Genomic DNA, 20,891 nt, shown 5'->3' on the forward strand with positions numbered 1-20,891 from the left:
GGAAGATAAAAAAAGGGGGCTCAAAACGAGCCCCCTTCCTTGTTTACTATTTACGCTGTGCGACTTGCAGCAATCAGCGGATGCTTTCAACCTGTGCCGGTGCATCCGGTGCATCGGCGAAGGTCTTGAGCTTCTGCGACCGCGACGGATGACGCAGCTTGCGCAGTGCCTTGGCTTCAATCTGACGAATACGCTCACGCGTCACGCCAAACTGCTTACCGACCTCTTCCAGCGTATGATCGGTATTCATACCGATGCCGAAACGCATGCGCAGCACTTTCTGCTCGCGGTCGGTCAGGTTTTCCAGCACTTCCAGCGTAGCCTCGGCCAACGCTGCGCCAATGGTGGAGTCCAGCGGATTTTCCGCATTGTCATCTTCAACAAAATCGCCCAATTGCGAATCTTCATCATCACCGATCGGCGTTTCCAGTGATACAGGCTCCTTGGCTACCTCCAGAATCTGCAGCACCTTCTCAACCGGCAACTCCAGATGCTCGGCCAACTCTTCCGGCGTCGGTTCACGACCGATCTCCTGTGCAATCTGACGCGATACGCGCATCATCTTGTTGATCGTTTCAATCATATGAACCGGAATACGGATCGTGCGCGCCTGATCGGCAATGGAGCGGGTAATCGCCTGACGAATCCACCATGTTGCATATGTGGAGAACTTGTAGCCACGCCGCCATTCGAACTTCTCCACGGCCTTCATCAGGCCGATATTGCCCTCCTGAATCAGGTCGAGAAAGCCCAGCCCGCGATTGGTATATTTCTTGGCAATGGAGATCACCAGACGCAGGTTGGCCTCAATCATCTCGCGCTTGGCCTGACGCATCTTGGCCTCGCCCATGGTCAACTTGCGCGCTACATCCTTGAGCTCAACGACGCCCATCTCGGTTTCCTGCTCAACCCGGCGCAGACGACGCTGATTCTCCTTGATTTTGCCCGTCACTTCCTCAATGGCCGTCACCCAGGCAGCATCCTTGTTCTGTTTCATCAGCTCATCGATCCAGCGCTCGTTGGTTTCATCGACAGGAAATGTTTCCAGAAACAGTTTGCGCGGCATTCTTGCCTCCAGCGCATAATCACGAATAGAACGTTCAAAACGACGCACTTTTTCCACGGCATTCTTGAAACGCTGCACCAGCTGATCCAGCTGTCGCGGCGAGAACGGGATACTGACAAGCTCCAGCAGCATCGCATCCAGCACTTCGCGACTACGCAGCAGCAGCGCCTTGTCATTCGGGCGTTTGGCCAGTTTCTTTTTCACCTCGATGAAATCATCATGCAGCTTCTTGGCTTCGCCAAAGTGAAACAGCGCTTCTTCCAGCTGCTCTTCCTTGGTAATAACCGTTTCCTGCATCGGCGTACCATCGGGAGTCGCAGTACGTGCCTTGATCGCTTCAGTCAGTTGCTCGCCGTCGAGCTTCGGCTCTGTTTCAACCGGCTCGTCGTCATCTTCCTCACTGCGGCTCATACGGTTTTCGTATTCTTTGATGGCCGCCGAATTCACTACCTTCTCATCTACATCGATAATATCGCGAAAGCTTGGCTCCTCACCCAGCTCCATCGCCTCATCACGAATCTGGATAATACGCTCGCCCAGCAGCATGATTTCACGGAAGGTCGAAGGACAGAGACAGATCGCCTCATGCACCTGCATGCGGCCTTCCTCAATACGGCGGGCAATTTCGATTTCGCCTTCACGGGTCAGTAGCTCAACCGTACCCATCTCACGCAAATACATACGTACCGGATCATCAATTCTGATCACCGTACCCAATTGAGAGGTATCGGCCCTGAGGGCGGAGTCTTCCTTGCGCAGACGATCCTTGCGCATGGCATACGCGCCGGTCGGTGCACGCTCGGGATCAACAACCTCAACGCCCATTTCAGTAAAGACATTGATCAGCTGCTCAACACGATCCGCACTGACCAGACCACCGGGCAGATGTTTATTGAGATCATCGTAGGTAATGAAGCCGGCCTGTTTGCCCTTGGCCATCAAGCTGCCAAGCTCGCGAATCGTGACCTGTTCCTGACTGTTCTTCGACATGCGGTTATGCTCCTGTATCGATCAACTGTTCTTTGAGAAGTTGTTGCTGCGCCTGCAATTCGCGCAATCGCTTCTGCAACTGCACTGACTCACCCAGACTCAATCCCTGTCGTATACGACAGCGGATATCGTTGGCTTCCATGTCCAACAACAAGCTCTTGTATTCTATATCGTGAACGGTTGCCTGATTTATCCAACGAGAAATCATGTTTTGATCGGCGGGGCATTCCCGGATCAACTGTCTCGCGATATCGATAGTTTCTGTCTCAGCATCCGCTTGCATCGAAAAAGCGCGCGAGTATAACGCATGAATGGCCGGATTATCAACAAAAAACTCCATCGCCGCACCGGAAAGCTGTAAAAAGCGCGCTGGCTTCTGCATCAAGCCGGCCATAAAGCGATCTTCCACCGGATTGAGCACAATATCTGCTCGCGCGGCAGGTTCGCTGGCAACATCTGTTACCGCAGCCCTGCGCCGGTGCTGCAACGCAATGCCGCTGCTCCGCTCAGCCTCCTGTCGCCAGGCCTGCATCAGGTAGGAATCAGTCATCGCAGCCAGCATCGTATCGGCCTTTTTGGCCATACGGGCACGCCCTTCGGCACCCTGACCTGCCAACAGTTTCAAACCATGCAACCATGTCTCCAGAACCGGCTTTGCTTCCTCTTTCAGGCGTCTGGCAAAAGCTTCGCCTCCCTCCTGCTTCAGCAGCGAGTCGGGGTCCTCCCCCTCCGGCAGATACAGAAAAGCGGGCATCAGCTCAGCTTTCAGCAGCGGCAACATACGCTCCAGCGCACGCCAGGCCGCCTGCCTGCCCGCGCGATCACCATCAAAGCAGAATACCGGCGTATCACACAGGCGGAATATCTCACGAATCTGGCGCTCGCCAATGGCCGTCCCCAGCGGGGCCAGACCGATTTTCAAACCATGCGAAGCCAACGCCAGCACGTCCATATAGCCTTCAACCACGACCAGCTGCTTGCTTTTGCGAATGGTGTCGCGATGCTCGGAAAAGCCGTAGAGCAAATCGGATTTGTGGAAGTAAGGTGTTTCCGGGGAGTTCAGATACTTCGCCTCACCCTCGCCCGATCCGAGCACACGACCGCCAAAACCGACAATACGACCGCGCCGGTCGCGTATCGCGAACATCAGCCGGTCACGGAAGCGATCGCCGTAACCATGCTCCCCTTTGAAAACCAGACCAACTGTTTCCAGGCGACTATTGGTGGCGCTATCGCTGCCGAACAGCCGCTTCATAAAACCGTAACCGGGTGGGGCATAACCCAGCATATAGTCACGGATAATATCAGCTGGCAGGCCGCGCTGCTGCAGGTAGGCAGCCGCTTTGCCGCCGAGCTCCCCATGCAGAGCCTTGTTCATCGCCTGTGCTGCGCGCTCCAGCAGCTCATAATCTCTTTTCTGCCGAACCTCATCACCATGATCCTGCTTTGTCTCCTGCGGCACTTCCAGACCCGCTTTTTCCGCCAGATATTCAACGGCCTCAGGAAAGGCATAACCATCGTGCTCCATCAGAAACTGAAAAGCACCGCCGCCCTGACCGCAACCGAAACAGTAATAGAGCTGCTTGTCGGCCGATACGGAAAAAGATGGCGATTTCTCATGGTGAAACGGGCAGAGGCCCATCAGGTTCGAGCCGGACTTTTTCAGCTCGACGTGACGACCAATGAGCTCAACGATATCAGTGCGCGCAAGCACCTCATCAAGAAATGATGGTTGGAAGTGAGCCATAAACTCTTATGTAGCGCTTAAGCTGCCGATTTGCAAGGTCACGTCAGCCTAAACGGCCTTTGACGATACCTGAAAGCTTGCCCATATCGGCACGTCCCTCCGCTTTCGCTTTGACAATCGCCATCACTTTGCCCATGTCGCGCATGCTGGTTGCACCGCTATCGGCAATGGCCTGATCGATAATCGCAACAAGCTCTTCATCGGAGAGCGGCTCCGGCATATAGGTCTGAAAAAAGGCAACCTCAGACAGCTCCTTTTCTTTCAGATCATCGCGACCGGCATCGGCATATTGCGCGGCAGCATCATTACGCTGCTTGACCAGCCTTGTGACAACCGACAAAGACTCAGAAGCATCCAGCGCATGCCCGAGCTCGATCTCCTTGTCCTTGAGTGCTGCACGCAGCATACGAATCGCGGACAAACGATCTTTTTCACCCGCCTTCATCGCGGCTTTCATATCAGCTACTAACTGTTCCTGCATGGCTCTCTCCATAACTCATAAAGTACAAAACTTTTTCACCTGCAAAAAAAATGCCGGGCACAAAGGCCCGGCATTTCCAACTGCTTACGCAAGGGCGATCTTAATAATCGCGGTTCTCGCGCATACGTACACGGCGAAGGCGCTTCATCAGACGCTTGCGCGCTGCAGCCTCCTTACGCTTACTGGCGATCGAGGGCTTTTCATAGGCTTCACGACGACGGCAGTCTGCAATAACGCCGCCTTTCTCAACCTGTTTACGAAAACGCTTGAGTGCGATTTCAAAAGGCTCTTCAGGGTTTACTCTAATTCCTGGCATGTAAAACATCACCCCCTTGGGTCTTCCCAAAAAACTGTGCCCTTAAGCTTTCGCCATCGGGCTCGCCCTTCTCCCGCTACAACGCTAGCTTCGCAAATCCACCCGACGAGGGTGTGGAGAAAGGGCGGCGGATTATGGCAAGCGACGAGAACAAGTCAAATCAGACGTTTGAAGCAGGGGCTGCCTCCAGCTCCGCGCTATTGCGTGCCACCTCAAAAATAGGTGGCTGGACCATGATCTCCCGCATTCTCGGTTTTGTGCGCGATATCCTGCTGGCGCGCGTACTTGGTGCAGGCATGCTTGCAGATGCCTTCTTTGTCGCCTTCAAGCTGCCCAATTTCTTCCGCCGCATGTTTGCCGAAGGTACGCTGACAGTCGCACTGGTGCCCGTTCTCGCCGAGGCCCGCCTGACCGGTGAAGCAGAAGCACACCGTTTTCTCGATGCACTGGCTACACTGCTGCTGATAGTGCTGACCCTGTTCACGCTACTCGGCATGCTGCTGATGCCATGGCTGCTATACCTGTTCGCCCCCGGCTTTGCCGATGAGCCTGAACGCTGGGCCCTGGCGCTGCAACTGGCCCGCTGGATGTTCCCCTATCTGGCTATGATCTCGCTGGCCGCAATGGCCTGGGCTGTACTCAACACCTACAAGCGCTTTGCCGTACCTGCCGCCAGCCCTGCTCTGCTCAATGTCGCGATTATCTTTGCCGCAGTTGCGCTGGCGCCCTCATTCGACAATCCGGCGCTGGCTCTGGCTATCGGCGTGCTGCTCGGCGGTTTTTTACAGCTGGCCATCCAGTTTCCCGCACTCAAACGTATCGGCTGGATTCCGCGGCTGAATTTTGATTTCAAGCAGCCGGCCATTATTGAAACGCTGACCCTGTTCGGCCCCGCCGTGCTGGCCATTGCCGCCGTACAGATCAATATCCTGGTCGGCACGATCCTTGCCACACTGCTGGATACCGGTGCGGTCTCTTATCTCTATTATGCCGATCGCATTGTGCAGCTGCCGCTGGCGCTGTTCGGCATTGCCATGAGCACAGCCCTGCTGCCGACCCTATCGGGCCATCTCTCCCGGGGCGATCAGACTGCCGCCGCCGATGATCTGCGCGCAGGGCTCGCCTGGCTGAGCTGGATCACGCTGCCTGCCGTCGCCGGCGCCCTCTATCTGGCTGAACCGATTGTCGCCACCCTGTTCGAGCGCGGCGCCTTCACCCATGCCGACAGCATCGCCACCGCCCACACGCTGCAGGCCTATGCCATCGGCCTGATCGCCTTCTGCTGGGTCCGGTTGCTCGCTTCCGCCTGCTATGCCGGCAAGGATGCGAAAGCGCCGATGCGTTATGCGGCCATCAGCGTAGCGGTAAATATTGTACTGGCTGTGATTCTGATGCAGTTCTGGGCCTATGTCGGGTTAGCGCTGGCCACATCGCTGGCGGCATTCGTCAATGTCGGGCTGCTCTATGCACGACTGCGCAGCAGCTACGGCTCACTGCTTACGCCTGCAACCATACGCCGCCTGCTCAGTGCGATAGCCGCCAGTGCGACCATGCTGTTCGCCCTCGCTGCTTTCGGCATGTTCTGGCCATTCCCGGCAACTGGCCCCATGCAATCTGTCTGGCTTGCCGCAGCCATGATCGGCGCTATCGCAGTTTTCTTCGTTTCTGCTTTAATACTGGGTGAGCGAGCGCTGCTGATGCGCTTTTTGACAAGGAGAAACCATGCGTCGTGATGTGATTGTCTTTGATATCGAAACGGTCGTGGATGCCGATGCCGCGCGTCGCCTGCTGCACCTGCCCGAGCTCACTGATAGCGAGGCACGCGATGCACTCTCCGACTATTTTCTGGAAAAGACCGACGGACGTAATGATTTCCCGCGTCAGCCCTTCCACCAGATCGTTGCCATCTCCTACGGCCACCTGATCCGGGAGCCGGGCGAGCAGGGGCAGGAGCTAATCATCCGCCAACTGGCCAGCGGCGGCACGAAAGAGAGCAGCGAGAAGGATTTGCTGGATGGCTTTCTGCAACTGATCGAAACACGCGCCCCGCAGCTCGTCAGCTTCAATGGCCGCGGTTTTGATGTGCCGGTGCTGAAATACCGCGCCATGGCGCATGACCTCTCCTGTCCGCGCTGGTTCAGCGAGGGAGATAAGTGGAACAATTACGATACCCGCTACTCACCCACCTATCACTGCGACCTGCTGGAGGTGCTATCCGATTTCGGCGCCTCCGCCCGTTGCTCAATGGATGAGGTGGCCGCAGCGCTGAATCTGCCCGGCAAGCTGGACACCTCCGGCGGCGAGGTACGCGAGATGTTTGAATCGGGCCAGATCGAAGCAATCCGCAACTACTGTGAGACCGATGTGCTCTCCACCATGCTGATCTTTCTGCGTCATCAGCTCTTTTCCGGCGCCCTCTCCACCGGCGCTTATCAGCGCGCCAGCCTCGGTATCCGCCACTACCTGGAAGGCGAATGCGGCGAGCGCCCTCACCTGAATGAATACCTGCAGGCGTGGCCTGAGTAACTAAATTGCAAGCAACTGATCCGGGGCAAGATCAGACAGGGAGGCAACAGATGGGGGCACATGAGAAAATTAACTATGTTGAGCTTCCGGCAACCGATATTGAAGCAGCAAAAGCATTTTTCACCGCAGCTTTTGGCTGGTCATTTACCGACTACGGGCCGGAATACAGTGCCTTTTCGGATGCGGGGCTGGACGGCGGCTTTTTCAAATCCGATCTGGCTTCGACCACAGCCAACGGCAGTGCCCTGATTGTGCTTTACAGCAAAGACATTGAACAAACACAGGCAAACATTGAATCTGCCGGTGGCACTGTCATCAAACCGCTGTTTGCATTCCCCGGCGGACGCCGGTTTCACTTTGCAGACCCCAATGGCAATGAATACGCCGTCTGGTCAGACATTCAGTCATAATCAACCCAAAGAGCGATTCTGCTGATAACATGACATAAACAGGATCATGCTTGCATGGATAAGAGTTCCTAATGATTCCCGGACTTTGCGCCTGTGGAGTACACAGCATCAAGTCGACTCTCGATATCTGCAATGGGCGCCGGTCCGTCATATTTGGCAACCAGCTTACCATCCGGGGCATATAAATAGCTCGTTGGCAAACCTCTCATGCTGCCAAAAGCACTGGCTATATCTTCGTTCCCCATCACGACGGGGTAGTTAAGGTGCGCCTCGTGCTCTATCTCCGTCACATTTTGACGCGCCCGGTACATCACCGCCACGCCAATAACCTGTAACGAATGACGCCGTTGCTGCAAACCCACCAGGTCGGGAATCTCCTGAAGACAGTGAGGGCACCATGGCGCCCAAAAATTAACCAGCACCCATTTACCATGCGTCTCAGTCTGCGCAAAATGTTCACCATATTGATCTGTCAGCGCCCAGCCGCCGGCATGGGCAGTCAGACAAAGCAGAAACATCATCCCGGACACTCCCGCCAGCAACACCCGCTTGATGCTAGAAGGCATACCGCATACCAAATGAGAAGATATAGCTCGGCGTCAATTGCAGGGAGTTCACCTTCTGATATACAGGCAACTGGAGAAAGGCATGCAGCATGAATCCGCCACCCAGCCGGTAGGTCGCCCCCGGCGCTACATACACAAGCGTGCCCCCGCTCACCGAGACGCCGGTAATCGGGTCATTCGGTACGCCTGTACCAGTATCGATGTTACGTTTAATCACATTAAACTGCACAGTCGGTACGAATTTATCGCCAAAGTGGGAGTGGCGGATACCTACATTGAACGCATAGGCATCGCCCGGTCGGTACGTCACACCGGCAAGTCCCGTTTTGGTTGCCACTGCATGCTGCCATGTACCCTGCACGAACCAGCCAAAATCACTGATCGCCCCGAAACTGTAGAGACCCAGAATCGTATCCGTGGAGCCTGTGCCGATCTGCACGCCGGCATCAAGCGGCGTTACGCCATCGGAGAAATAGGTGTTGTTGGTGCCGGTAGGCAGCTTCAGCCCGACGATCAGCCCGACGATCAGGCCGCTGCTGTTATCTGCGGAAAAACCGGAGTAATGACCCAGCAAACGCATATCGCCGACACCGCTGGCGGAAGAGCTCAGATATTGTGCTCCGGTTGGCCATGCGCTGCCGAAAGTACCGTGCGTACGTTTCACATATGGCAACTGCAGGCTGAGTCCCCAGGCCTCGCCCGTGTAGTTGATGTTACTGGTCACCGTTTGTGTGCGGGTATAATCCTCCACCTCGCCACCGGCAGCCGTGATAGCTGCCATTCTCGCTGATGAGGCCGCGCTGGAACCATAGCGCTGTTTGTTCTGATTGAGCAGGTCATATGTCACATCAACAGACCAGCCCTCGGTAGCTGTGATACCTTGCGTCTCCCAGTTTCTGGACAAAGTGCTGCCACACGTGGCGCAAGCCTGCGCCTGACTGGCACACATCACTGAAGCCAGTAGGACAGCCAGTGGTGAAACGCACTTAAGCTTCGTACGAAGCCTCTCTGTTTTCATTGTGATCCTCCCCTCGAGAATGAGTATTCAACTATACCTATTCCCGCCCGGCTGACGATGCGGCAAAGTGTCACAGCGCTCTTAAGCCGCGAAAAACAATAAGGCGAAGGCTGCTCTCTCTATCTTTTGCATATGCGCCCGCCTAAGATGCTGCCAATATGACCATGATGTCGTTTCTTTCTGACGCATCGCCGAAACTATTCAATCGTCTGCACACAGGATAACCCATTGAGCCAAGCTGCCTTTTCAACACTCTCCCTACGCCCCGATCTGCTGGATAATCTGGCGACGCTGGGCTATGAGGCGATGACCCCGATTCAGCAGCAGAGCCTGCCTGATATTCTGGCCGGCAGGGATGTGATCGCGCAGGGGCAAACAGGCTCAGGTAAAACCGCCGCCTTCGGCCTTGGCCTGCTGCAGAAGCTGGATATCACAAAGCCGCACGTGCAGTCACTGGTACTATGCCCGACACGTGAGCTGGCCGATCAGGTGGCCAAGGAGATACGCAAACTGGCGCGCAAGCTGGCTAACATCAAAGTACTGACCCTCTGCGGCGGCATGCCATTCGGCCCGCAGATCGGCTCACTGGAGCATGGCGCGCATATCATTGTCGGCACACCCGGACGCATCGAAGATCATATGAACCGGGGCACACTGAAGCTTGATCGCGTCACTACACTGGTGCTTGATGAGGCGGACCGGATGCTGGAGATGGGCTTTCAGAGCGTACTCGACAGTATCATCGGCAAAATACCCAAACAGCGTCAGACCCTGCTGTTCAGCGCCACCTTTCCCGATCAGATCCAGTCTGTCGCCAAACGCATCATGGACAAACCTGTCATGGTGGCCGTGGCATCGACGCATGATGACAGCAGCATTGAACAACATTTTTACAAGGTGAGCGATGATGAGCAGCGCATGACAGCTCTACGCCTGTTGCTGCTGCAGCACAAACCTGTCTCCACACTGGTCTTCTGCAATACCAAGGCGGAGACCGAGGCTGTCGCCAAGACGCTGGTTTGGCATGGTTTTAGTGCACTGGCTTTAAACGGTGATCTGGAGCAGCGGGATCGGGATCAGGTGATGGTGCGCTTTGCCAATAAAAGTATCTCCGTGCTTGTCGCCACAGATGTGGCTGCGCGCGGACTGGATATCGATGCGCTCGATGCCGTTATCAACTATCACATAGCACATGATCCGGAAGTACACGTTCACCGTATAGGTCGCACCGGACGCGCCGGCAGCAAGGGCGTGGCCTGCTCCCTCTACCGCGAAAACCCGTATCGCATGACGGTACTCGGCGACTATCTGGGTCGTGTGATTGAGGGGGAAACACTGCCGCCGGCAGAGCTGTTAAAGCAGGCACCGACCAGGCCGCTGATGACAACGCTGCAGATTGGCGGCGGCAAAAAACAGAAGATCCGCCCCGGTGACATTCTCGGCGCGCTGACCGGCGAAGCCGGTATTGCCGGCTCACAGGTCGGTAAAATTCACATTATGGATAACTGGTCTTATGTCGCGGTCAGCCGGGATGCGGTTAAAACGGCCATCCGAAAATTAACCGCAGGAAAGCTCAAGGGCCGCTCCTTCCGAGTCCGGCAGATCTAGTACGCATAACGGTTGCCTCATCGGTGCTGCTACCGGTTCGACTCGAACTGTTTTACAGCACTGATTCGGGAGTCGCATTGGTCGGCAGGTCGTTCATCTTCTCCAAAGCTGCCGGAGAACGATGCAAATCGAAAAACAGGTTCATTGACAGCGTCATCATGAACTCGCGGTGGAATACCGCCTTCAACGCCGGCGACAGTCTGGCATATGCCTGTGCCATATCCCGCTGCTGCTTTGGATTCATACCCTTCTGCCAACGTCTGGCTGCGCGAATGGCCAGATTGGTGACACGGCTATTCCACCGCGCCGCCATCTCGGGTGAAATGCCATCCCCGGTGATCTGGTTAAACAAAAACATGGAGGCCTGAAATACGAGGGCATGCTGCATTTGTTCATTAAACGCCTTGAAATCCTGTATAAGATGCTGATGCTCCGGGTCGGGTGCCAGAATAAGAATGCGCGCCCACTTGTCCGCATCCATCCGGACCTTTTTCTCAGCCGTCCTGGACAGCTTGACCTTCGCTTCTTTGCGACCTGTGTCATGGTTCAGGTTATATTCAGGCCGCTTCATCAAATCGGATATCGATTCATGCAACGACGTGCATCCATGCGCGCTCTGGTATGCGGTTTTACCATCCGCAGGCTGCTCAAAGCTCAGCCTGCCTTTTTCACCAAACCCGAGGCCGAAGACAAACGGAACCGTTTTGATCACTTCGCGGCCAAACATAGTCGCTTTGGCCGTATCCTGTGTAACCAGCGACCATTGCTTCGGATCAAAATGATCAGGCAACGGAAACCGGGCAATCACCCCCTTCAGCTTGCCGAACGGCGGCAGACCGAAACGCTCCCATATGCCGGGGGCATTTAAGATCGCCTTGTATCGCTCCAGCAACTCTTTCCACTGCGTTGATTCACGCGTGACACTGCGATCAACCAGCTGGCCATCGATATAGGTTTCCCGTGTAATAGTAATCGTCAGCTTCCAGTGCGCCCACAGTTCAAATATCATATAACCGACTGGCCTGAGGATGCGCCCGTCCCTGTTCTGCAATACCATCATGTGCGGTGCGCCCTGATCGGGCGATCTGGAGATCTCCTGGGCGATGCGAATCTCGCCCGCCCTGTTTTTGGGCTGATACAGCCAGCCATTGAGTTGAATCGTGATGCCACTGGCAGCATCAGAGATCTTCATCCAGTCTCCCTTGGGCCGGGGAGTCATGCGCGGGCCGCTATTTCCGCCAAACGGATTGCCGCCGCCAAACATGCCCAGCGCACCCTTGGCAACATCCCCGGCGGCAGATTTCACCTTGCTCGCCGCTTTCTCACTATCCGGCATGGATAGAAGCACCGGGTTCGTCAGGCCGTTGATTTCTGCATCACACATCCCGCCATTCAGCTGATCGGGGTCATGTGCCAGATAGCCTGTGCTTAGCTGGATATCCTTGCCGGAAAGTTTTCTGAAAGTGCCTGGCCCACCAGTCTTATCTTCACCCTTGATCGAACAGTGCCTCCTGATGCAAGCGACAACGCCGGATTCCGCTTTCAGATTAAGCTGCCGAACAGCCTGAATATCCTTTTCGGCATCCCGAAGCATGCGCTCCACATCCTTAATCTCCTCCTTGAGGCGTTGCTTGCGTTGCACCGAATATCCGGCTGCGTCTTCATGTCTGAGTGCGTAAAGATCATGATTCAAGCCCGATGCACGTTTGGATTTCTCATTGTAATCGTATAATCCATGGTGATAACCGGCCAGCAGGGATCGGCATGCCTTGCATACCTTCTTTCCGCGAAACACACCCCCGCCCTGTTCCGGACTGAGCCAGTAGGCCTCTCCCTGTGCGAGCGCAGCAGGCTTCTTGCCATGCGCTTCCCCTTGTTGCAGATAGCCGGGTTCACCAGCAACAACATCGGTTCCCTTTGATGCTAGAACACCAGTCTTTTTCAAGCCCGGGCCTCCACTACCGGCATCATGTTCCGAATATCCGGTGCTTAACCCGACATCCTTACCTGTAAGTTCCCTGTGCTTGCCCGGTCCGGGATAGGTGTAAATCGACACAAGGGATTTTCTGGGCTCTGGGCCCTGCTGTTTTGTAACCAGAAGGGCGACGCAGAGTTGCCTGGATTTGAGCCATAATCGCTCAGTAGTGCCGAACCTGGACCGGGCGGCGTCATCCTTCAGAATACGCCAGCCTTTTTTCGGCAATCGCACTTTATACCACGACTTGATGTTGGCAGGCGATTCGGTCGAGAGAAAGCTGAATGACTTGCCTGTGTCATGGTCAAATGATTCAGGAGACCTCGCAGCTGGCGGCCAGGGAATATCTGCTGGCATGTCCGATACATTTCGGCGGTAGTTTGTCGACGATTTCGGTTGGGAAAACAGACAACCACCGACCTGCAACGAATTCGTATGTTCCGGAACATTCTTCGCGCCGATATTGCCGGATTTGCTTATCTTATTGCCTTTTGCCCGCACACCCGGCTTAACAGTCAAGCGGCTGTCGCCGGCTACTGCAGCTGTGCAAACCTGCAGTGGAGCATTAATTTGAATAATGGGTGCTTGCAAGTGCACTTTGTCTTTTTTCGCATGAACCAATCCTTTATACACATCGGTTTCGGAAAAGTGCTCATAGGTGAAGGACAGGCTTGTTTTCTCTCCGCCTGCCCTGCTTTGCTCCACATTCATTTCAACCACAAAACTGTAAACGGGATTAGCGGAATCCGCTTCAAGCCTGTGGATTTTATATAACTTGAATTCGCCGGAATAGTACTGCGACATTCCTCCGGATGACTCGCGGCCTGTATTAATCGCTTCCGATGTGATTGCCGCGTTGCAGATGTCACGCCCGCTTTGTCTGGCCGTTTTCAGCTGTACCCGACTCAGACTGGCATCGCTGAGTAAGCTCTGCTTAACTTCCAACACATAATCTGTCGAAGCCACCCTCGCGTTATGGTGCTGATCAAACCGGTAGCTCTCTTTTCTGCCTTTTCCCCAGTCTACTTTCACGCTGATGCGATGCGGTTCAATGATCATCGTTGCCGTCCCACGGCGCATTGCAATGGCATCCCAGACCTCAACCCCTTTCAGCACCACCTGTTGATTTTTCACATCGGGCAGCTGCAACGAAACAGCATGTGCGGGTGTTATAAGTGCAAAAAAATAAATTATGCATACCAACAATATCCGGTACAAAAGGGCAATGCCCCCCTTAAGATAATCAAGTCGTCCGCATCGTCCTTCACTGCGGAAAGAACGAACGGTCATATTGGCGTTATAGTTACTCGTGTCATATACCATCATCCCCCTCCTAAACACCTGACACCACTTCCTCGGCTAGAGACTTATTGCTCGATGATCTCCACCCGACGATTTTCGGCCCGCCCCTCTGCACTGCGATTACTGGCGATCGGTGCCAGATAACCGATGCCGGCTGCGCCAAGACGCGCTCGCTTGATGCCGTAATCGCTCTCCAGGGAGTTCATCACCGCTTTGGCCCTGCGTTGTGACAGGTCCATATTGTACTGCAGGTCGCCCTGATTATCGGTGTGGCCAACCAGGATGATTTTCAGATCCGGATTGTTTTTCAACATCAAAGCAATCTGATCAATGGCGGGGCGCGAATCCGCTTTGATTATGTCGCTGTCAGTATCGAAATGAATCTGGTGAAGTGCGATATGCCCCTGCTGCGTGATCCCATTCGCCAGATCCTTAGCCTTGATGAATACCATCTCCTGCTGCATCGGCTCAACCTCAACCACATTAAGCTCGGCCATGGTTCTCCCTGCCCAGGCTCGCACAACGGATGAGTCATAGTTGTAGACCAGCAGGGAGACATAGATATCTCCCTCCTTGCGCTGCAGGTAAGCAGAGAGGTAGCGGAAATCGCCGCCCAACTGCGTCGCATAGTCACGCAGACCGCCGAGCGTCTGCGCTCCAACAAACCACGACCACCAACCACAGCCGCCATTACCGGCGCAGCTGAACAGGGTAGAGAAACCCTGGGCCTTGAGCGTTTTTTCGTAATTTCGAAAGACCTGCAATGTTGTCTTTTCAGCAGGCAGTAAATACAAATTGCGCGTGATGCGTCCTTCAACGCGCTTGTCTTTTTCAAGTCGCTTGTCGTTATATCCGGCGTCGTAAGCCTTGCCGAGCGCCATGATCAGTTCGTCATAGTCGCTAACCTTATGGCCGATAATTTCGGAACCTGCAAAACGTGGAAACAGCGGGTGATCGCTGCTGCCTTGAATATCCGCCCATGCCGCCCCTTGCATTACCGTAAGCGCTGCGAACAGACAGATGAATCGTTTAAAATTATTCATGGTCTCCTCCTTACAGGATACATTCAATCACATATACAAAGCAGTGATTTTGTAACCAGGCCCCCATTCATGACACAAAAGGCAGCTCCAGACGGAAAGCGGAGGCATCTCTATTCCAATCCTTATACTTAAAGACCAATTACACATAAAAGTCCATATCGAATATAACCTGATCGCGTTCGGATCACTGCAAATACCGGGCACTCTCACCAGATATCGACGGCACAGTAATCGTTTGTATGACACATGTTTTGCCAGGACTACCCGGTCATTGTCATCAACAACGGCCTCAAGCGTACAGCTGGAAAAATTGCACTTTTGTATACGTTACATTGGGAAATCAGAATCTTTTTTCAAATGGGTCAAACAGGAAACAAACGGTCGGAGGCTTCTTCGAAACCAGTGAGAATCGCCTGAAAACTGGACTAAGGACGTTTGAACGGTTTCATAGCCATCAGCAGGGACCTGATCTGGATATGCCGACACAACGATGCGACGCTGCCAACCGGCTGAATGGATCAGACAGCTATCGCTCGTGGTTATGACGGGACTCTTCCTCTCTGGATGTGAGATAAAGAAATCGACACGAGATGATTCCGATTCCATAAAAATTCAGAACTGCGATACTGAGTAAACCGGTGAATTTTGAAGTGCTAAACCATGACATTCGCAGCATATTGAATAACCGCTGAATCAAAGCATTAATCAGAGACATCCCGCCAGAGACCGAACATTGCCGCCTGACCACAATGCCGCTGCCGGCTATCGAGCAGACTCCACACGGTGGCCTGTTCAATATAAAAGCGGCGACCGCTGGCTGCGATTCGGATGCCGGTGTAGTCATCGATAAAACCCTGCTCAGATACGCGTTTGAGCAATGCATTGCGCTCAGCCTGCAACGGCGCTTCAGCGGAGAGACGTGAAGGCAGGCGGGTGATCTCTGCCCAATCCATCTCAAACAACGCCTGCGCGGTGTGATTCGCATAGGTAAACAGCGGGTCACTGCCTGTGCCATGCGAGAGCAGGGCAAACGGGGCAAAATAGAGCATGCGGGCTGCCACTACCTCATCCTCTCCCGGCTCAATCAGGCCGCAACCGCTCCAGTGCTGCAGACTGTCGCTGAGCAGGCGCGCATGCTCAACCAGAAAGCCGTTCTGCTCATCCGGCTCAGGCCACTCAGCCATCGGCCTGCTCACGGCCCAACAGCCAGAAACATGCGCCGACAGTCAGATAGCCGATGACAAACGGCCATGTCGTGGCCGGCCCATAAGCGTTGAGGATAGCCGCCTCGGTCACATTGTAGCCGTGAATAATGCCGGTACTACTAAACAGCGCGGCGGCAAAGGCCCAGTTGGCGGCAATTCGAAAACGCCCGTCCAGCAGAGAGGCCGTCATCGCAGCCAGCAGCATTGATGTGAAAATGAAGCCCTGCCCCAACGCAATCATGCCGGTGACCGGCAGTTGCATGGCCAGCGTATTGATGCCGACCGTGCCAACAGTGGTCCCGGCCGCACGCAGCCCGCTCTCCAGCATTAACAATCCCCAGGCAGCAATCGCAGGAATCAGACCGACAACCACGGCCGGTGCATGGTGAGGCGGAGTATCGCGAAACGCCTGTGCGGCAATAACAATGCCGATCCACAACAGAATTGCAGCACCGGCCTCTATCGGAATCAGCGCAGTGGCAACGCCGACAAGGCCGAAACAGCAAAGCAATGTAATCACGACACCATTGGCCACCGAGTACCCGGCTCCGGCTCCCATACTCTTCCAGGCCGGGTGACCGATATAGATCGTGGTCGGAAAGCAACTGCCGAAGCAGGCAGCGACAATCGTGCCTATACCGTTGGCTGCCAGCGAAGGTTTGACCGGGTAGATATCACCGGCCGCCTCCGCACTCTCCAGATTCTGCAACGAGCCGATCAGATTAAACAAACCCATCGGCAGAATTACCGCCACGAAGCCGATCAGCTCGGGCGATTCAAATGCACGGGCCAGATCAAACAGATAGAGACTCGGCAGATAGAGATGCAGGTCCATCGCTGCCGTCACTGCTGCCGCATCCATACGGCCAAGGCTCCAGGCCAGCACGGTACCGACAATAACCGCAGCAAGGCCTGCCGGAATACCGCGCGGCAACTGCAGCCGACCGATATACTGCATAAAAATAAGTGCCAGCGGCGCGAATCCGACCAACGGATCGGCGAATATGCGGAAGGCAAAATCCATCGAGATAAAGGTAATAGCGATACCGGCAAGTGTCGCCAGCATCGCTGCGCGCGGCGTGATCCGCTTCACCCGTCCGCCAATCCATGCGCCTGCCAGCTCAATCACACCGGAGCCGAAACAGGCCACCAGCCCCATCTGCCAGGCAAGCTCCGCATTACCCGTGGTTTTCACTATCGGCAGCATGACAAACAGCACATAGGCAAACAGGGATACCGTATTAACGCCATAGGGCAGCGCTGTGGCGGGCTGCCCTGTCGCCAGACTCAGCCGTCTGGCCTGCCATGCATAAAACAGGTTACCTACCAGCAGACTGACAGCCACACCGGGCAGAATACGTCCGAACACCAGCTCCGCCGGCATGTCGAGCAGGCCGGTGCAGAGCACGGTAATCAGAATCAACTGGATCAGGTTGTCGACGAACAGGCCGAAAAAACCGTCCAGGTCGCCGCGCGTCCACCAGCTGAAGCTGTTGTTCAACTCATGCCCCGATAAACAGCGGCAGCAGAGCCGTTACAGGCGCGACACATCCGCCAGATTCAGGAACAATGCACGCAAACGCGCCAGCAGCGCCAGTCGGTTACCGCGCACCCGCTCATCCTCGGCCATCACCATCACATCATCGAAAAAGCTGTCTACCGGCTCACGCAAACGCGCCAGCACCGACAGAGCAGGTACGATACTGCTGTCAAAGTCTCCCGTGGACACGGCTGCCCTGAAATCGTTTTCGGCGCTGATCAACTCAGCATAAAGCTTGCTCTCAGCCGCTTCGGAAAACAGGGTCTCATCGATACCGGCCGGGACAGCAACGGCTTTTTTCAGGATGTTGGCAATTCGCTTATGGCTGCGGCAATGGCCTGCCCCTCATCCGAAGACTCGAAGCCCATCAGATGACGTGCAATCAACGCCTCCCGAGACAACGGGCGGCTTTCGGACGAATTTACGGCTGCATCGATCGAGGTACGGGATACACCCAGCGTACTGCTCATGCCCAGCAGACGTTCGATAATAAAGGCGTGTACCTGTGCCTTGGTATCATCTGCAATGGCAATAGTAACACGCTGCTGATTCCACTGTTTGGCCGCTTCATCGATCACTTTCGCCAGTGTCATATCAATCGGCATGGCCGTATCACTGAGCAGACGAATCAGCCCGATCGCAGCACGGCGCAGGCCGTATGGGTCGGCACTGGCTGTCGGGATACGGCCGAGATGAAAGTAACCAAGCAGTTTATCCGCGCGCTCACCGATACCTATGGCACGGGCAATCCTATCTTCCGGCAATGCATCCTCAGCACCGGTCGGGGCATAGTGTGACTCAATACCTGCGGCTACAGCATCGCTCTCACCGTCCATACGGGCATAAATACCGCCCATATAGCCCTGCAACTCGGGAAACTCGCCGACCAGTCCGGTGGTCAGATCCGACTTGCACAGGTAAGCGGCTCGCTGCGCAGCATCGGCATCAACACCCAGTGCCTTGGCATTATCAAGCACAAAGGTACGTATACGACGCACCTGATCACCCACCATGCCAAGCCCGTCCTGAAAGACGATTTCGGAGAGTTTTTCAACGCGCGCATCCAGCGACTGCTGTGGATCGCGATCAAAATAGAAGGCGGCATCGGCCAGACGTGCATTGACCACCCGCTCGTTGCCCTGCGCCACAGCGGCAGGATTCTTCGACTCGATATTGGCGACGGCAAAAAAGACCGGACTGACACTGCCATCGGCATTGCAGGCGGAGAAGCAGCGCTGATGATGCTTTAACTCAATACGACTGACTTCTGCCGGCAAACGCAGGAAGCTTTCATCATAACGCGCGGCAATGGCCTGCGGCCACTCAACAAGGTCGGTAACCTCATCCAGAAGCGCATCATCACCCACCAGCTCAACACCGGCAGTAGCAGCAGCTGTGGCCAACTGCGTTACAATCAGCGCCTTCCGTGCATCACGATCTGCACGCACAAACTGGCCTTCCAGCCAGGCGAATGGATCGTTCACATCAATTTCACCACTGCTTCCGTGCACCCGATGACCACGGCTGATCTTGCCTGACTGAATACCGGCAAAGGTAAAATCAATAACCTCATCGCCCAGTCTTGCCACTATCCAGCGAACCGGACGAATAAAGGCATCGCTGCGTGATGGCCCGTCCTGCCACTGCATCTGCTTCGGGCTAGGCAGCTTGCGCAAAATTCCCGGCATCGCCTCGGCGATAATCTCTGCCACCGGTCGCCCCTGCTGCGTACGCACGGCTTTCATATACAGCCCCTTGCCATCGCCTTTGTCCGCCAACGTAAAATCATCCAGCGACAAACCCGACTTTTTGGCAAAGCCGAGGGCCGCACCGGTTGCCTTATCATCGGCAAAGGCAACCCGCTCAGGCGGCCCCCAGATGGTCTCTTCACGATCCGCCTGCATGACCGGGCAATCAGCTGCATGCAACAACAGTCGACGTGGCGATACGCCCAGACGCAGTGAAGCCAACGCCACATCAGCATCAGCCAGCAGTTTGTGCAGCGCATCAAACAGTGCCGTCCCCATACGCGGCGCAACGCCGGCCGGGATCTCTTCGGTACCGATTTCAATCAATAACGGTTTCATACTCATGCGTCCACCCCCGCGTAGGCACGGGCAACGGTGCGGGCAAGTCCGCGCACACGACCGATAAAGCGCTGGCGTTCCGCCACTGAAATCGCACCGCGCGCATCCAGCAGATTAAATGCATGCGAAGCTTTCATCACTTCCTCATAGGCCGGCAGCACCAGATTGTGCTCGGTCAAACGTTTGCATTCGCCCTCGGCATGGTCGAACTGTTCATGCAGCCGGGCAGCATCCGCCTGCTCAAAGTTATAGGCGGAGAACTCCACCTCATTGCGGTGGAACACATCGCCGTAAGTCACTGTTTTGCCATCCGGCGTTTCCACCCAAACCAGATCGAAGACATTTTCCACGCCCTGGATATACATGGCCAGACGCTCCAGACCATAGGTGATTTCACCCGGCGTGCGCGGCAATTCAACACTGCCGACCTGCTGAAAATAGGTAAATTGGGTGATTTCCATGCCATTGAGCCATACTTCCCAGCCCAGTCCCCATGCACCCAGTGTCGGGCTCTCCCAGTCATCCTCAACAAAACGGATATCGTGCACTTCCGGGTCAATACCGATGGTGCGCAGCGAATCCAGGTATAACTCGAGGATATTCTCCGGCGCAGGCTTCAGAATCACCTGAAACTGATAATAGTGCTGCATCCGATTGGGATTCTCGCCATAACGGCCGTCGGTCGGACGACGGCATGGCTGCACATAGGCCGTCCGCCAGTCTGAATCATCGAGCACGCGCAGGAAGGTGGCCGGATGAAAGGTACCCGCTCCCATCGAAGAGTCGTATGGCTGCTGCAGCACGCAGCCCTGTGCAGCCCAGAATCGCTGTAATGTAAGTATCAAGTCCTGAAAGGTCACTGTATTGTACTCCCCGAAAACATGGAATGCGGCAGCCTAGCCGCCGAGGCATGCCCTTGCCAGTTCATCTCGCTTTACCGCGTCAGGATGATGTCATCATATTGACACATATATGTGTGAGTGTATCGGATTGACCAGTAACACAAGGAGG

The 20,891-nt window shown here is 55.1% G+C and carries 17 protein-coding genes; 4 read left to right on the forward strand and 13 right to left on the reverse strand.

Annotated elements, in window-relative coordinates:
* Window positions 1-73: 73 nt before the first annotated feature.
* From rpoD to rpsU, 4 genes are all read right to left on the reverse strand, one after another.
* Window positions 74-2,056, reverse strand: coding sequence for an RNA polymerase sigma factor RpoD (gene rpoD, locus SPV1_RS02600; protein ID WP_009849539.1), 1,983 nt, complete (start codon window positions 2,054-2,056; stop codon window positions 74-76).
* Window positions 2,057-2,060: 4 nt separating this feature from the next.
* Window positions 2,061-3,803 carry a DNA primase gene (gene dnaG / locus SPV1_RS02605; protein ID WP_009849540.1) on the reverse strand — a complete coding sequence of 581 codons (1,743 nt, stop codon included), beginning with the start codon at window positions 3,801-3,803 and terminating at the stop codon, window positions 2,061-2,063.
* Between the two features lie 43 nt (window positions 3,804-3,846).
* Window positions 3,847-4,284, reverse strand: a complete 438-nt coding sequence (locus SPV1_RS02610; protein ID WP_018293998.1) for a GatB/YqeY domain-containing protein — start codon at window positions 4,282-4,284, stop codon at window positions 3,847-3,849.
* 100 nt (window positions 4,285-4,384) lie between these two features.
* Window positions 4,385-4,600 (reverse strand): 30S ribosomal protein S21, encoded by a 216-nt coding sequence (rpsU, locus tag SPV1_RS02615; protein ID WP_026195371.1) that lies wholly within the window; start codon window positions 4,598-4,600, stop codon window positions 4,385-4,387.
* A gap of 134 nt (window positions 4,601-4,734) precedes the next feature.
* Here rpsU and murJ point away from each other — a divergent pair, with 134 nt between their 5' ends.
* The 3 genes from murJ to SPV1_RS02630 are packed head-to-tail and all read left to right on the forward strand — an operon-like array spanning window position 4,735 to window position 7,536.
* On the forward strand, window positions 4,735-6,333 hold the full coding sequence (murJ, locus tag SPV1_RS02620; RefSeq protein WP_009849543.1) for a murein biosynthesis integral membrane protein MurJ: 1,599 nt from the start codon (window positions 4,735-4,737) through the stop codon (window positions 6,331-6,333).
* Window positions 6,323-7,126 carry a 3'-5' exonuclease gene (locus SPV1_RS02625; protein ID WP_009849544.1) on the forward strand — a complete coding sequence of 268 codons (804 nt, stop codon included), beginning with the start codon at window positions 6,323-6,325 and terminating at the stop codon, window positions 7,124-7,126. The genes murJ and SPV1_RS02625 overlap by 11 nt, the downstream gene beginning before the upstream one ends.
* Window positions 7,127-7,176: 50 nt before the next feature.
* A complete protein-coding gene (locus SPV1_RS02630; protein WP_009849545.1) occupies window positions 7,177-7,536 on the forward strand; it encodes a VOC family protein in 360 nt (119 codons plus the stop codon).
* Window positions 7,537-7,604: 68 nt separating this feature from the next.
* Here SPV1_RS02630 and SPV1_RS02635 read toward each other — a convergent pair whose 3' ends face one another.
* Both SPV1_RS02635 and SPV1_RS02640 read right to left on the reverse strand, forming a co-directional pair.
* Window positions 7,605-8,057, reverse strand: coding sequence for a TlpA family protein disulfide reductase (locus SPV1_RS02635; protein ID WP_009849546.1), 453 nt, complete (start codon window positions 8,055-8,057; stop codon window positions 7,605-7,607).
* A 34-nt stretch (window positions 8,058-8,091) separates the two neighbouring features.
* A complete protein-coding gene (locus tag SPV1_RS02640) occupies window positions 8,092-9,120 on the reverse strand; it encodes a hypothetical protein (RefSeq protein ID WP_231288250.1) in 1,029 nt (342 codons plus the stop codon).
* 228 nt (window positions 9,121-9,348) lie between these two features.
* On the opposite strand from SPV1_RS02640, the gene dbpA reads away from it, so the two are divergent.
* Window positions 9,349-10,728, forward strand: coding sequence for an ATP-dependent RNA helicase DbpA (dbpA, locus tag SPV1_RS02645; protein ID WP_009849548.1), 1,380 nt, complete (start codon window positions 9,349-9,351; stop codon window positions 10,726-10,728).
* A 52-nt stretch (window positions 10,729-10,780) separates the two neighbouring features.
* On the opposite strand, the gene SPV1_RS02650 is transcribed toward dbpA, so the two are convergent.
* The 7 genes from SPV1_RS02650 to SPV1_RS02675 form a co-directional block, all read right to left on the reverse strand.
* Window positions 10,781-13,852, reverse strand: a complete 3,072-nt coding sequence (locus SPV1_RS02650) for a hypothetical protein (RefSeq protein WP_009849549.1) — start codon at window positions 13,850-13,852, stop codon at window positions 10,781-10,783.
* A 218-nt stretch (window positions 13,853-14,070) separates the two neighbouring features.
* Window positions 14,071-15,048 carry an OmpA family protein gene (locus SPV1_RS02655; RefSeq protein WP_009849550.1) on the reverse strand — a complete coding sequence of 326 codons (978 nt, stop codon included), beginning with the start codon at window positions 15,046-15,048 and terminating at the stop codon, window positions 14,071-14,073.
* 701 nt (window positions 15,049-15,749) lie between these two features.
* Window positions 15,750-16,232 (reverse strand): MEKHLA domain-containing protein, encoded by a 483-nt coding sequence (locus SPV1_RS02660; protein ID WP_009849551.1) that lies wholly within the window; start codon window positions 16,230-16,232, stop codon window positions 15,750-15,752.
* Complete coding sequence (locus tag SPV1_RS02665) at window positions 16,225-17,754, reverse strand: SulP family inorganic anion transporter (RefSeq protein ID WP_009849552.1); 1,530 nt, start codon at window positions 17,752-17,754, stop codon at window positions 16,225-16,227. Before SPV1_RS02665 ends, SPV1_RS02660 begins: the two co-directional genes overlap by 8 nt.
* 33 nt (window positions 17,755-17,787) lie before the next feature.
* Window positions 17,788-18,108: a DALR anticodon-binding domain-containing protein gene (locus tag SPV1_RS14600; RefSeq protein WP_330939448.1), complete on the reverse strand. Its 321-nt coding sequence runs from the start codon at window positions 18,106-18,108 to the stop codon at window positions 17,788-17,790.
* Window positions 18,093-19,886, reverse strand: a complete 1,794-nt coding sequence (gene glyS, locus SPV1_RS02670; protein ID WP_009849554.1) for a glycine--tRNA ligase subunit beta — start codon at window positions 19,884-19,886, stop codon at window positions 18,093-18,095. Before glyS ends, SPV1_RS14600 begins: the two co-directional genes overlap by 16 nt.
* Window positions 19,883-20,725 carry a glycine--tRNA ligase subunit alpha gene (locus SPV1_RS02675; RefSeq protein ID WP_231288251.1) on the reverse strand — a complete coding sequence of 281 codons (843 nt, stop codon included), beginning with the start codon at window positions 20,723-20,725 and terminating at the stop codon, window positions 19,883-19,885. Before SPV1_RS02675 ends, glyS begins: the two co-directional genes overlap by 4 nt.
* Window positions 20,726-20,891 lie beyond the last annotated feature (166 nt).

Source organism: Mariprofundus ferrooxydans PV-1 (genome assembly GCF_000153765.1).
Lineage (GTDB): Bacteria > Pseudomonadota > Zetaproteobacteria > Mariprofundales > Mariprofundaceae > Mariprofundus > Mariprofundus ferrooxydans.